Raw genomic sequence first — 12,844 nt, 5'->3', positions numbered from 1 at the left:
GAGCCACTGGCTCGCGCACGACCGAACGCCCGAGCGCTATGCGCTCGGGCCGGGGGAGCCGCTGCAGCGTCCTGCAGGACTCCCCGGGCCCCATTCGCAATCGAATCCAGATCACCCCGCCCAAGCGGGGTATCCGCAACGCCCAGGCCACCCGCCTGACCCCGGAAGTCCGGACGCGTCCCGCCCTCGTCCGCGCGTAACCGCAACCGCCTTCCGACCCGTTACCCTGTCGATATGCGCCGCCGTTGCGCGGTAACGAAGAGCCGATAACGCGAATGACGACCGATATTTCAGCCCAGCCCTGCGACCTGTTGATCGAAGCGGGCTGGGTGGTCCCGGTCGAGCCGCATGCGGTGGTGCTGGAAGACCACGCCGTGGCGGTGCGCGGCGGCGTGATCGTCGGCCTGCTGCCGACTGCCGAGGCCCGCCTGCGTTACGCGGCCGCCGAGACCGTGTCGCGGCCGGAGGCGGCGCTGATTCCGGGCATGGTCAACGCCCACACCCACAACCCGATGACCCTGTTGCGCGGCATCGCCGACGACCTGCCGCTGATGGAGTGGCTGCAAGGCCACATCTGGCCGGTCGAGGCGGCGGTGATCGGGCCGCAGTTCGTCGAGGACGGCATCACCCTGGCCATCGCCGAGATGCTGCGCGGCGGCACCACCTGCGCCAACGAGAACTACTTTTTCCCCGACGTCCAGGCCGCGGTCTACAAGCGCCACGGCTTCCGCGCCCGGGTCGGCCTGCCGGTGATCGATTTCCCGACCGCCTGGGCGCAGAGTTCGGACGAGTACTTCGACCGCGCCGGCGAAGTCCACGACCTGTGGCGCGACGACCCGCTGGTCGCGACCGCGTTCGCGCCGCACGCGCCGTACACCGTCAGCGATGCGAACTTCGAACGCATCCGCATGCTCGCCGACCAGCTCGACCTGCCGGTGCACCTGCACACCCACGAGACCGCGCAGGAAATCGCCGACTCGATCAAGCTGCACGGCCAACGCCCGCTGGCGCGTCTGGACCGCCTGGGCCTGGTCAACGACCGCCTGATCGCGGTGCACATGACCCAGCTCAGCGACGCCGAAATCGAGTTGTGCGCGCAGCGCGGCGTGAGCGTGGTGCATTGCCCCGAATCCAATCTCAAGCTGGCCTCGGGCTTCTGCCCGGCCTGCAAGCTGCACCGCGCCGGGGTCAACCTGGCCATCGGCACCGACGGCTGCGCCAGCAACAACGACCTGGACATGTTCGGCGAGACCCGCACCGCGGCGCTGCTGGCCAAGGCCGTGGCCGAGGACGCCTCGGCCCTGGACGCGTTCAGCGCCTTGCGCGCGGCCACCCTGGGCGGCGCGCGCGCGCTGGGCTTCGAAACCAAGGTCGGCTCGATCGAGATCGGCAAGCAGGCCGACCTGGTCTGCGTCGACCTGGGCCAGCTCGAAACCCAGCCGCTGCACCACGTGGTCTCGCAGCTGATCTACGCCACCGGCCGCCACCAGGTCAGCGACGTCTGGATCGCCGGCGCGGCCAAGCTGCGCGAGCGCACGCTGGTCGACCTGGACGTGCAGGCCCTGATCGCCAATGCGCGCCAGTGGCGCGGCCGGATCGCCGCGCTCGGCCGTTGAGCCGCGCATCCCCCTTCATTCCTACGTTGCACAGGCACAGTCCATGAGCGCACACGGCAACGCGTCCGAACCGGCCCCCTCCGGCGCCGACGACAACTTCAGCCAGGCCGAACTCGACAAGTTCGGCGCCCTGGCCAACCGCTGGTGGGACCCGCAGGGCCCGCAGAAGGCGCTGCACGCGCTCAATCCGGCGCGCCTGGGCTACGTAGCCGAGCGCAGCGCCCTGGCCGGCGCGCGCGTGCTCGACGTGGGCTGCGGCGGCGGCTTGCTCAGCGAGGCCCTGGCCGGCGCCGGCGCCGAGGTGGTCGCGATCGATCTGGCGCCCGAACTGCTCAAGGTCGCGCGCCTGCACAAGCTGGAAACCGGCGTGCGCGTGGACTACCGCCTGCAGTCGGTGGAATCGCTGGCGGCCGAACAGCCGGGCAGCTTCGACGCCATCACCTGCATGGAGATGCTCGAGCACGTGCCCGATCCGGCGGCGATCGTCGGCGCCTGCGCGACGCTGCTCAAGCCCGGCGGACGCCTGTTCCTGTCCACGCTCAACCGCACCACGGCCGCGTTCGCGCTGGCCATCGTCGGCGCCGAATATGTCGCGCGCGTGCTGCCCAAGGGCACGCACCAGTACCGCGACTTCATCAAGCCCTCCGAACTGGCGGCCTGGCTGCGCGCGGCCGAGCTGCAACTGGAAGACGTGAGCGGCCTGATGTACGAGCCCTGGCGCAATGCCGCGCGCGTGATCGCGCGCACCGACGTCAACTACCTGGCCTGCGCGCGCAAGCCGGAGACGGCATGAACCGCGAAGCCGCCAGCGCTTTCCCCAAGGCGGTGCTGTTCGATCTGGACGGCACCTTGCTCGACAGCGCGCCGGACATGCTGGCGGCGCTGAACCTGATGCGCGCGCAGCGCGGCGATGCGCCGATGCCGCTGTCGCAGCTGCGTCCGCACGTGTCGCGCGGCGGTCAGGCCATGCTGACGGCCGCGTTTCCGCAGGTGCCGGCGGAAGAGCGCAGCGGCTGGTTGCAGGAATTCCTCGATCACTACCAGAACGAACTCGGCCGCCATAGCGGGCCCTTCGACGGCATCGAGGCGATGCTGGCCGAACTCGAAGCCGCCGGCAGCGTCTGGGGCATCGTCACCAACAAACCCGAATACCTGGCCCAGCTGCTGATGCCGCTGCTGGGCTGGCAGTCGCGCTGCGCGGTGCTGATCGGCGGCGACACCCTGCCCAAGCGCAAGCCCGATCCGCTGCAGTTGATCGTGGCCGCCGAGCGCATCGGCGTGGACCCGGCCGACTGCGTCTACGTCGGCGACGACGAGCGCGACATCATCGCCGCGCGCGCGGCCGGCATGCCCTCGGTGGTCGCGCTGTGGGGCTACCGCCTGGCCGAGGACGATCCGCTGGCCTGGCAGGGCGATCGCCTGATCGAACGGCCCGACGCCCTGTGCGAAGCGGCGGCATGGCCGGGCACGCGATGAGCGAGCAGGCCGACGACGCGCGCGCTCCCGGCGACGGCACGGCCGCGCCCGAGGATGCGCTGGCCAGCTTCATCGGCAAATGGCGCGCGCGCTGGCCGGAGTGGACGCTGGCCGAAGCCTTCGTGCCGGCCGCGCAGCGCGAGCGCGCGCTGGCCTGGGCCGCGCTGCAGCAGGAACTGGCCGACGCCGCCTGGGGCGGCCGCGACGCGCGTCCGGGCGAACTCAAGCTGGGCTGGTGGCTGGAAGAACTGCAGGGCTGGTCGCAGGGCCGGCGCCGGCACCCGCTGGGGCAGGCCCTGCAACGCCTGCCCGCGCCCTGGGCCGCGCTCGCTGCGGCGCTGCCGACCCTGCTGGAGACCCGCGAGCGACCGCTCGATCGCGGCGACGCGACGGCGCAATTGCAGGCCTACGCGGCCGCGCTGGCCGCGGTCGACGCGGCCTTGTTCGGTACCGACGCGCGCGCCGAGGATGCCGCCGTGGCGGGCGCCTGCCTGCTGCACGCGCGCCTCGCCCACGAGGGCGAAAGCGCCGTGCCCCTGGGCGTGCTGGCGCGTGCCGGCGAGGCCGCCGCGACCGTCGCCTGGGGCGAGGAACTGCGCGCGCATTGGCCCGGCGCGCCGGCCAGCACCCTGGCCAGGCGGCTGTGGGCCGCGCTCGCGCTGGCGCGCCTGGCCGGCGGCGACGCCGCCCGGCCGCTGTCGCCCTGGCGCGCGCTGCTCAGCGCCTGGCGCGGCGCGCGCGGCCGTCGCTAGGTCGCGCCGGCACATAGGCGCGGCCTGTCGGCGGCCCAATCGCGGCCGCGCAGACACAGCGTTTCAGCCCCGGACAGGGGCGGGCCCGGCCCGGCCGGTAGAATGGCCTGCGTTGCGGTCCCCCACGCCGCCCCAATGAAGCTGTCGTGACCATTCAATCCAACACCCCGCGTCGCCTACCCGATGTCGCCTTCGACGCCGCCGCCGCGGCGCGTCCGCTGGACTGGGTCGGCATGTCCAACATCGCCCTGCCGCTGCGCGTGGCCTCGGGCCAGGGCGAGCCGGTCCAGGTCGCGGCCTCGGTCGACGTATCGGTGGACCTGCGCGACGCCGACGCGCGCGGCATCCACATGTCGCGCATGTACCTGCAACTGCAGGACGCCTTCGCCAGCGAAACCCTGACCCCGGCCGGCCTGCGCCGCGTGCTGCAGGCCCTGATCGAAGGGCAGGGCGGCATCTCCAGCGCCGCGCGCCTGGTGCTGCGCTACGAACAACTGCTGTTGCGGCCGGCCCTGGCCAGCGCCAACGCCGGCTGGAAGCGCTACCCGGTCGAGATCGACGCGACCCTGCGCGAGGGCCATCTGCATCTGGGCCTGCGCTTCGCGGTCGAATACTCCAGCACCTGCCCGGCCTCGGCGGCGCTGTCGCGCCAGCTCAACGCCGAGCGTTTCCTCGAGGACTTCGCCGCCGCGCACCCGCTGTCGACCGCGGTGGTCGGCGAGTGGTTGGCCTCCGAGCGCGGCCTGGCCGCCACTCCGCATGCGCAGCGCAGCCGCGCCGATATCCGGGTCGAACTGCGCCCGGCCTTCGACGAGCTGCCCTTGAACTCGTTGATCGACGCCATCGAGCAGGCCCTGGGCACGCCGGTGCAGACCGCGGTCAAGCGCGAGGACGAACAGGCCTTCGCGCGCCTGAACGCCGAGAACCTGATGTTCTGCGAAGACGCGGCGCGCCGGGTCGCGGCGGCCTTGTCGGCGGATCCGCGCATCGACCGTTACCAGGCGCAGGTGGCGCATTTCGAAAGCCTGCACGCGCACGACGCGGTCGCGCGGGTCAGCGGGCAGGGCGCCCGCGACTGAGGCGCCAGGCGCAGGCGGAAAGCCTTGCGCCGGTTCGACACGGCGGCGCCGCACGGCCCCGCCGGGCCGGTTGGACAGACTCGCCACGGGCTCATGCAGCCACGAACGGCTGCGGAAGCCACGACCGGCCCCGCCTGTCTTCCCCCTTTGAAAATGGGCGATCGGGGATTGGCTACTCGAGCGGCGCAAGCCCGCCGCTCATGGGCCGACCGGTTCGCCACGCGCAGCTCGCGCAGATGCCGACGGCGTTGCCGCGCCTCGGCGCCCAGCCCGGGACTTGAATAGGGCGACTCCCTTGAGACGGCAGGCGGCAAACCACCGAAACCTGCCCCAGCCGCCTCCCCGGCGCCCCGATCGGCCCTCCCGCCCCGCCCGACGGTGGCCAAACCGTGCGCGCTATCACGTTCCTTGGGCTATGCTCGAAATGTTGCAGGGTGCCGGGGCGGGTCATGGGGAAACCCTCGCGTCGTAGGTGGCAGGCCGTGACGGTCTGGTTGGGCATGCTAGTGGCGGCCGCCGCGCCGGCGCAGTCGCTCACCTTGTCGCGCCTGGATGCCGACCCCTTGCCCGTGCAGGTGCTGGCCGGCGACTTCGACGATCGCTTCGTCGCCGTGCCCGATCTGTCCATACGCGAGCGCGACCGCGCACCGCGCTGGTGGCGCCTGACCGCGGCCCACCATCGCGGCGGCGCCGATCAGCCGCAGCTGGTGCTGCGCTCGCCGCATCTCAACCGGGTCGAGGTCTGGCTGCCGGGGTCGCCGGTGCCGCTGCCGCGCGCCTTGCTGGGCCACGGCGCCGACCGCAGCGCCTCCACGCGCGCCCTGGTGGTGCCGCTGAACCACGGCCTGGCCGCCGGCGAATCGGTGTATCTGCGCGTGCGGTCGCTGACGCCGCTGCCGATGACGGCCTCGATCGAATCCCTGGCGGTGGTGCACGCCAAGGACATGCGCCATGTCGCCTGGCGCACCGCCGTGCTCACCACGATGGCGGTGCTGGCGATCCTCGCGTTCGGTTTCTGGGCCGGGATCGGCGAACGCAGCTACCTGCTCCTGAGCCTGACCCTGCTGGCGCAGTTGCTGTACCTGATCAGCTACGGCGGCGAGGTGCGCTCGATTCCCCTGCTGTCGATGCTGGTCGGCGACGACGCGCGCACCGGGCGCATGTTCGGCCTGATCGCGGTGCTGGCCAGCAACGCCTTCATGGCCCACTACCTCAGCCTGCGCCAGACCCAGCCGCGGCTGATGCGGGTGCTGATGGGCTGCAACGTCGCGATCGTGCTGCTGATGCTGGTCACCCTGGCCACGGTGGCGCCGCTGGTCGCGGTGGCGGCCAACCTGATCCTGCTGTTCGGCTACGCCATCGTGATGGCGGCCGGCGCGATCGGCGCGTTGCGGCGCCAGCGCGAGGCCTATTTCCTGCTGCTGTCGTGGGCGCCGATGTTCGCGCTGACCGCGCTGCGCTTCGCCGCGCAGTTGGGCTGGTGGGGCAATCCGGAGTGGATGGACTACGCCTTCCCGGCCGGCTTCGCCCTGGGCGGCCTGGTGCTGATGATCGGGCTGTCAGACAAGCTGCAGCAATTGCGCCGCGACCGCGACCAGGCCAGCCGGCTGGCGACCTACGACGCCCTGACCGGGGCGATGACGCGGCCGGCGATCGAGGCCCGGCTCAAGGCCGCGGTCGAATCCGCGCACAAGAGCCGGCGGCCGCTGTCGGTGGTGTTCTTCGACGTCGACCATTTCAAGCGCATCAACGACGAGCACGGCCATCGGGTCGGCGATCAGACCCTGCGCATCATTTCCCTGCGCACCCGCAACCGCTTGCGCACCTACGACCTGTTCGGCCGCTACGGCGGCGACGAGATCCTGGTGGTGCTGCCCGACACCCAACTGCGCGAGGCCCTGGGCGTGGCCGAGAACCTGCGCTCGTCGGTGAACTGCCGGCCGCTGTCGATCGACGGCCGCCTGCTCGCGGCCAGCCTCAGCGTGGGCGTGGCCGAGCTGATGCACGAGGAAACCGCCGAGCACCTGCTCGAGCGCGCCGACGCGGCCCTGTACGCCAGCAAGTCGGCCGGCCGCGATCGCGTGACCGGGCACAACGCCTCGCGCGTGCAGGAGTTGGTGAACTGATTTCGCGCGTGCGGCCGCGCGTTACTTCGCACCCGCCCGCACCGCATCCCCGCGTTCCAGCACCAGCAGGGGGTCGATGCGCACATCGAACCAGTTCATGCCCCAGTGCAGGTGCGGCCCGGTCGCGCGCCCGGTCGCACCGACCGCGCCCACCACCTGGCCCTGCGCGATGCGGTCGCCGACCTTCACGTCGATGCGCGACAGGTGCAGGAAGTTGGAGCTGATGCCGTGGCCATGGTCCAGCAGCAGGGTGCCGCCGGTCAGGTACAGGTCGGGCGCGGCGAAGGTGACCACGCCCGCGGCCGGCGCCAGCACCGGCGTGCCGGAGGCGGCGGCGATGTCCATGCCCGAATGCGCCGAACCGGGCTGGCCGTTGTAGACGCGCTGGTTGCCGAAGCGGCCGCTGATGCGGCCTTGCACCGGCCACACGAAGGCCTGGGCGAAGTCGGCGCGTTCGTCGTCGCGGTCGCGCGCGGCGGTGACCAGGGCCTGCTCGCGGCGGATGCGTTCGGCGATCTCCGGCGGCGGGTTCACGGTCTTGGGCGGCACGCCGTTGATCTGTTCGATCGGCCAGTCGCGCGGCGTCACCGCGATGCTCACGCGCTGGCTGCGGCCGTCGGCGTCGATCACCTCGACCTCGACCGGCGCGCCCTGCTCGCGGCCGACGCCGAACACCACCGTGCCGTAGGGCGTGGCGCGCAAGCTGCGCGTGCCGTAGCGAACGCTGGCGCCGGCCGGCACCTTGCCGATCACCATCGCCCCTTGCTGCACCGAAGGCGGGAACACCACGCGCGCCTCGGCGGCGGGCGGCGGCGCGGCGATCGGGGCTTGCGTCGCCTGCACCGCCTGCGCTCGCACCGTGGGTGCGGCGCCGCAGGCGGCCAGGGCCAGCGCCGCCAGCGCGGCCGCGGCCGACCTCATCGTGCGAATGCCAGGCGCTGCCCGTTGGCGGCGCCGACCAGGCGCGTGCCGTCCCAGGCCAGCACGCCGTTGACCCAGGTCGAGGCGATCCGCGAATGGAAGCTGCGGCCTTCGAACGGCGACCAGCCGCACTTGGACAGCACGTCCTCGCGGCGCACCGTGAACGGCGTGTCGTCGATCAGGACCAGGTCGGCGGCGTAGCCCTCGCGCAGGAAGCCGCGGCCCTCGACGTCGAACAGCTTGGCCGGCGCGTGGGCGAACTTGTCGACCACCTGGGCGGTGCTCAGGCGGCCTTCGTGGACCAGTTCCAGCGCCGCGTTGAGCGCGTACTGCACCAGCGGCAGGCCGCTGGGCGCGGAGGTGTAGGGGCGGGCCTTTTCTTCCAGCGTGTGCGGGGCGTGGTCGGTCGCGAGCACGTCGATCACGTCCTCGGCGATCGCGCGGATCAGCGCTTCGCGGTCGCTGGCGTCCTTGATCGCCGGATTGCACTTGATCAGGTGGCCGAGCGCGGCGTAATCGGCGCGGTCGAAACGCAGGAAGTGGATGCAGGTCTCGGCGGTGATGCGCTTGCCCTCGATCGGGCCGGGCTCGAACAGGGCCAGCTCGTCGGCGGTGCTGATGTGCAGCACGTGCAAGCGGGTGTTGTGCTTGCGCGCCAGCGAGATCGCCAGTTCGGTGGACTTCTTGCAGGCCTGGCGCGAACGGATGTCCGGGTGGCATTCGGCCGGGATGTCGTCGCCGTACTTGGCCTTGTAGCGGGCCAGTTCGGCGTCGATCATCGGGGTGTCTTCGCAGTGGGTGATGATCGGCGTGGGTACGTCGCGGAAGATCGCGTCGAGGGTGGCCGGGTCGTCGACCAGCATGTTGCCGGTGGACGCGCCCATGAACACCTTCACGCCCGGCGCGGTGCGCGGGTCCAGGCGCTGGATATCGGCCAGGTTGTCGTTGCTGGCGCCCAGGTAGAAGCCGTAGTTGGCCCAGGCGCGGCCGGCGGCGCGGCGGTACTTGTCCTCCAGCGCCTCGGCATTCAGGGTCGGCGGATTGGTGTTGGGCATGTCCATGAACGTGGTCAGCCCGCCGGCCACCGCCGCGGCCGACTCGGTGGCCATGTCGGCCTTGTACTCCAGGCCGGGTTCGCGGAAATGGACCTGGTCGTCGATCATGCCCGGCAGCAGGCGGCGGCCGCCGGCGTCGACCACGACCTCGCCGTCGCGCGCGGACAGGCCGGCGCCGATCCGGCCGATGCGGCCGTCCTCGATGCGCAGGTCGCCGTCGTATTCGCGGCCTTCGTTGACCAGGCGGGCGTTGACGATCAGTGTCGATGACATGAGTGCTTTCCGGGGTCCAGGGGCGGCACCGGGTCGTGGCCGCCGGGGTGCAGGGGATGACAGCGCAGGATCCGCCGCAGGGCGAGCCAGCTGCCCTTGAAGGCGCCGAAACGGGCGATCGCCTGCATCGCGTATTCCGAACAGGTCGGATAGAAGCGGCAACGCGGTCCCAGCAGTGGACTGATCCAGCGCTTGTAACCGCGTAGCAGGACGATGAGGAGGCGGTCGATCACGTTTCCTTAATGCGGGCGACCGGCGTCGGATTGCGGTTGCCGCAGTAGTCGGGGCAGGGTATAACAGCGCGCTTTCCTCTCACAAGGCAAGCGCAAGGCAAGGCCGGGCGAACCCCAGTGACAGGGTTGGCCTGACGAGGCGAAAAATACCGGGTACGGTGGATTTCGCTTGCGGCGGTCGCGCATTTGTGTATTTGATCGCCGAGCGGACCTCGCGGTCCGCGAAGCTTCCGGAACGGTCCGGGAGTTCCCTCAGGGAATAGAAGGACAAGCCGCTCGTGGCAGTGAAAAAACCTGCGAAGAAGGCCGCCAAGGCGGCCAAGAAGACCGTCAAGCCGGCCGTGAAGAAGGCCGCCTCCTCCAAGACTGCGGCCAGCAAAACCGCGACCAAGAAGCCGGCGGCCAAGAAGCCCGCGGCCAAGGTCGCCGCCAAGAAGGTCGCCAAGCAGCCCGCAGTCAAGAAACCCGTGGCCAAGAAGGCCGCGCCGGCCAAGAAGCCCGCGCCCAAGCCTGCGGCCAAGAAATCGCCGGTCGTCGCCAAGAAGGCGGCGCCCGTGAAGAAGCCCGCGGCCAAGCCCGCCGCGCCGGCCAAGAAGCCCGTCGTAGCCAGCAAGACCCCGGTCAAGAAACCCGTGGTGGCCCCGGCGGCCGCGGCAAGGAAGCCAGAGCCCAAGCCCACCGTCGTCAAGAAACCCGCCGCGCGCCCGCCGACCAAGACCGCACCGGTGGCGGCGCCCGCGAGCAAGAACGAAACCGCAAAGAGCACAGTGACCCAGCCAGTCTCCAGCAAGTCCCCCGCCGCTGCGACCCCGCCCGCCGCCAAGCCCGCCGCGACCCGCCCCCTGGGCAAGGTCGCCGTGGCCGTGGCCGCCAAGCCCCAGGCGCCCGCGCCCAAGGCCAAGGTGAAGGTCGTCCCGTACCAGAACGATGAGGCCACCGGCCGTCCGATCGTGCCGCAGGGCTACCGCCCGGCCGTGGACGAGGAATACATGAGTCCGCTCCAGCTGGAGTACTTCCGCCAGCGCCTGTTGAGCTGGCGCGCGGACCTGGTCGAGGAATCCAAGCAGACCATCGAGAACCTGAAGGACGAAGTCCGCGACGTCGGCGACGAAGCCGAGCGCGCGACCCGCGAAACCGAGAACTCGCTGGAACTGCGCACCCGCGACCGCTACCGCAAGCTGATCAGCAAGATCGACAGCACGCTCAAGCGCGTCGACTCGGGCGACTACGGTTTCTGCGTCGACACCGGCGAAGAGATCGGCCTGGAGCGCCTGGAAGCCCGCCTCACCGCCGAGCGCACCATCGATGCGCAGGAGCGTTGGGAGCACATGCAGAAGCAGATGGGCGACTGAGCCTGCCGGCTCGGATCGTCCGACGAAAGCCCCGCGCGAGCGGGGCTTTTTCGTTTGAGCACGGGTAGTAGCGATCCCCTGTGCGCAGGTAGAGGCAAATCCCCCTCAATCCCCCTTTTTCAAAGGGGGGAGGTCTATTCCCCCCTTTGAACAAGGGGTAGGCGGGATTTGCTTTTAAGGCCCGCGCGATCGCAGTGCCCAGCAACCCGCCACGCCCCTACTGCAAGTCGCGCAAATTCAAACGACGCAGCTTCGGCGCCAGCTGGGCCGTGGCGGCGACCACCAGCAGGGTCATGCAGCCGCCGAACACCACCGAGGGCACCAGGCCCAGCAGCCTCGCCGCCACGCCCGACTCGAACGCGCCCAATTCGTTGGACGAGCCGATGAAGATGCCGTTGATCGACGATACCCGGCCGCGCATCTCGTCCGGCGTGGACAGCTGCAGGATGGTCGAGCGCAGCACCACCGACACGCCGTCGCACATGCCCGACAGCAGCAGCATCGCCGCCGACAGCCAGAACTGCCGCGACAGCGCGAAGCCGATGATGCACAGGCCGAAGCCGGCCACCGCGTACAGCAGCAGGCGCCCGGCGTTCTTCTGCGGCGGATGCCGGGCCAGCCACAGCCCGATCAGCACCGCGCCCGCCGCCGGCGCCGCGCGCAGCACGCCCAGCGCTTCCGGGCCGTAATGCAGCACGTCGTGGATGAAGGCCGGCAGCAGCGCGACCGCGCCGCCGAACAGCACCGAGAACATGTCCAGCGCCTGCGCGCCCAGCACGACCTGGTTGTTGAACACGAAACGCAGGCCTTCGCCGATGCTCTTGAACACCGGCGCGCGCTCGGCCGGCGGCGCCGGCTCGGTCACGCGCAAGGACACGATGGCGATCGCCGCCGCCAGCGCGAACGCGGCCGAGGTCAGATAGGCCGAGGTCACCCCGCCCCAGGCGATCAGGCCGCCGCCCACGGCCGGGCCGACCACCAACCCGGTCTGCATCACCACGCTGCCGACGCCGGCGCCGCGCGCGAACTGCTCGCGCTTGAGCACGCGCGCGAACAAGGACATGTAGACCGGCGACAGGAAGGCGCGCACCACGCCGTTGCCGGCGATCGCGGCGTAGATGGTCAGGGTGCCGATGCCGAAGGCGCCCGCGGGCAGGCGGCCGCTGGCGACGCCGGCCAGCATCAGCGTGGTCAGCAACAGGCCCAGGCAGGCGAACATGCCCAGCTTGCGCCGCGGCAGGTGGTCGACCGCGTAGCCGGCGAACAGGGCGAAGCAGAAGTAGGGCACGACCTCGGTCAGGCCGATCAGGCCCAGCGCCAGGGGGTCGTTGGTGAGCTTGTAGATGTGCCAGCCCACCGTCACCGCGACGATCTGGTAGGACATCATCGCCAGCAGCCGGTAGACCAGCAGGCCGACGAAACCGCGGTTATGCAGCAGCGACGGCTCGGGCGCGGTCGCCGCCCCGCTCACAGCCGGCGACGGGCCTGGTCGCGGATGAAGGCCAGCAACGCCGACAGGCCGTTGCTGCGGGTCGGCGAGAGGTGCTTGGCCAGGCCGATGTCGGCGATGTAGTCGGGTTCGGTGGCGGCGATCTCGGCGGCGCTGCGGCCGGAATAGACCCGCAGGGCCAGGAAGATCAGGCCGGACACGATCGCCGAATCGCTGATGGCGTGGAAATCGAGGCGCCCGGCGTCGCCCTCGGCGACGATCCAGACCAGCGACTGGCAGCCGTGCAGGCGGTGCTCCTCGGTCTTCCACTCCTCCGGCAGCGCCGGCAGCTTGCGGCCGAGGTCGATCAGGTACTGATAGCGCTCGGACCAGTCGCCGAAGAAGGCGAACTCCTCGCGGATCGCGGCCTGGGCCTGCGCGGCGGTGGGTTCGAGCGGGAAGGGGCTGGTCGGGGCGGCGATGGCGTTCATTACGGGAAGATTTTACGCCTGCCCGGACCGGGCAGGGGCAC

At 71.0% G+C, this 12,844-nt stretch carries 12 protein-coding genes; 7 read left to right on the top strand and 5 right to left on the bottom strand.

Features of this window, described 5'->3' with window-relative positions; translation table 11 throughout:
• Nucleotides 1-275: 275 nt before the first annotated feature.
• The 6 genes from V1318_RS13500 to V1318_RS13475 all read left to right on the top strand — a co-directional run bounded on the left by V1318_RS13500 (nucleotide 276) and on the right by V1318_RS13475 (nucleotide 7,049).
• Nucleotides 276-1,616 (top strand): TRZ/ATZ family hydrolase, encoded by a 1,341-nt coding sequence (locus V1318_RS13500; RefSeq protein WP_332940214.1) that lies wholly within the window; start codon nucleotides 276-278, stop codon nucleotides 1,614-1,616.
• A 43-nt stretch (nucleotides 1,617-1,659) separates the two neighbouring features.
• On the top strand, nucleotides 1,660-2,409 hold the full coding sequence (gene ubiG, locus V1318_RS13495) for a bifunctional 2-polyprenyl-6-hydroxyphenol methylase/3-demethylubiquinol 3-O-methyltransferase UbiG (RefSeq protein ID WP_332940213.1): 750 nt from the start codon (nucleotides 1,660-1,662) through the stop codon (nucleotides 2,407-2,409).
• Nucleotides 2,406-3,092 carry a phosphoglycolate phosphatase gene (locus V1318_RS13490; protein ID WP_332940212.1) on the top strand — a complete coding sequence of 229 codons (687 nt, stop codon included), beginning with the start codon at nucleotides 2,406-2,408 and terminating at the stop codon, nucleotides 3,090-3,092. The genes ubiG and V1318_RS13490 overlap by 4 nt, the downstream gene beginning before the upstream one ends.
• Nucleotides 3,089-3,844: a squalene/phytoene synthase family protein gene (locus V1318_RS13485; RefSeq protein WP_332940211.1), complete on the top strand. Its 756-nt coding sequence runs from the start codon at nucleotides 3,089-3,091 to the stop codon at nucleotides 3,842-3,844. The genes V1318_RS13490 and V1318_RS13485 overlap by 4 nt, the downstream gene beginning before the upstream one ends.
• A 146-nt stretch (nucleotides 3,845-3,990) precedes the next feature.
• A complete protein-coding gene (folE2, locus tag V1318_RS13480) occupies nucleotides 3,991-4,923 on the top strand; it encodes a GTP cyclohydrolase FolE2 (protein ID WP_332940210.1) in 933 nt (310 codons plus the stop codon).
• Between the two features lie 482 nt (nucleotides 4,924-5,405).
• The gene (locus tag V1318_RS13475) at nucleotides 5,406-7,049 is read left to right on the top strand and encodes a diguanylate cyclase (RefSeq protein WP_332940209.1); all 1,644 of its coding nucleotides are present in this window, start codon (nucleotides 5,406-5,408) and stop codon (nucleotides 7,047-7,049) included.
• 21 nt (nucleotides 7,050-7,070) lie between these two features.
• Here the strand turns inward: V1318_RS13475 and V1318_RS13470 are convergent, their stop codons facing one another.
• Genes V1318_RS13470 through yidD form a run of 3 tightly spaced genes read right to left on the bottom strand, consistent with a single transcriptional unit; the run spans nucleotide 7,071 to nucleotide 9,531 of the window.
• Nucleotides 7,071-7,970 (bottom strand): M23 family metallopeptidase, encoded by a 900-nt coding sequence (locus tag V1318_RS13470; protein WP_332940208.1) that lies wholly within the window; start codon nucleotides 7,968-7,970, stop codon nucleotides 7,071-7,073.
• On the bottom strand, nucleotides 7,967-9,298 hold the full coding sequence (locus tag V1318_RS13465; protein ID WP_332940207.1) for a dihydroorotase: 1,332 nt from the start codon (nucleotides 9,296-9,298) through the stop codon (nucleotides 7,967-7,969). Before V1318_RS13465 ends, V1318_RS13470 begins: the two co-directional genes overlap by 4 nt.
• Nucleotides 9,283-9,531: a membrane protein insertion efficiency factor YidD gene (gene yidD / locus V1318_RS13460; RefSeq protein WP_200943927.1), complete on the bottom strand. Its 249-nt coding sequence runs from the start codon at nucleotides 9,529-9,531 to the stop codon at nucleotides 9,283-9,285. The genes V1318_RS13465 and yidD overlap by 16 nt, the downstream gene beginning before the upstream one ends.
• Before the next feature lie 278 nt (nucleotides 9,532-9,809).
• Here yidD and dksA point away from each other — a divergent pair, with 278 nt between their 5' ends.
• Nucleotides 9,810-10,883, top strand: a complete 1,074-nt coding sequence (dksA, locus tag V1318_RS13455; protein WP_332940205.1) for an RNA polymerase-binding protein DksA — start codon at nucleotides 9,810-9,812, stop codon at nucleotides 10,881-10,883.
• A gap of 217 nt (nucleotides 10,884-11,100) precedes the next feature.
• Here the strand turns inward: dksA and V1318_RS13450 are convergent, their stop codons facing one another.
• Both V1318_RS13450 and V1318_RS13445 read right to left on the bottom strand, forming a co-directional pair.
• Nucleotides 11,101-12,354 (bottom strand): MFS transporter, encoded by a 1,254-nt coding sequence (locus V1318_RS13450; RefSeq protein WP_332940204.1) that lies wholly within the window; start codon nucleotides 12,352-12,354, stop codon nucleotides 11,101-11,103.
• Nucleotides 12,351-12,803 (bottom strand): SufE family protein, encoded by a 453-nt coding sequence (locus V1318_RS13445; protein WP_332940203.1) that lies wholly within the window; start codon nucleotides 12,801-12,803, stop codon nucleotides 12,351-12,353. The genes V1318_RS13450 and V1318_RS13445 overlap by 4 nt, the downstream gene beginning before the upstream one ends.
• Nucleotides 12,804-12,844 lie beyond the last annotated feature (41 nt).

The sequence above is a fragment of the Lysobacter sp. CCNWLW3 genome (genome assembly GCF_036697405.1).
Taxonomy (GTDB): Bacteria; Pseudomonadota; Gammaproteobacteria; order Xanthomonadales; family Xanthomonadaceae; genus Lysobacter.
Note: the sequence above shows the minus strand (reverse complement) of the source record. Positions and strands in the feature narration are given on the sequence as shown.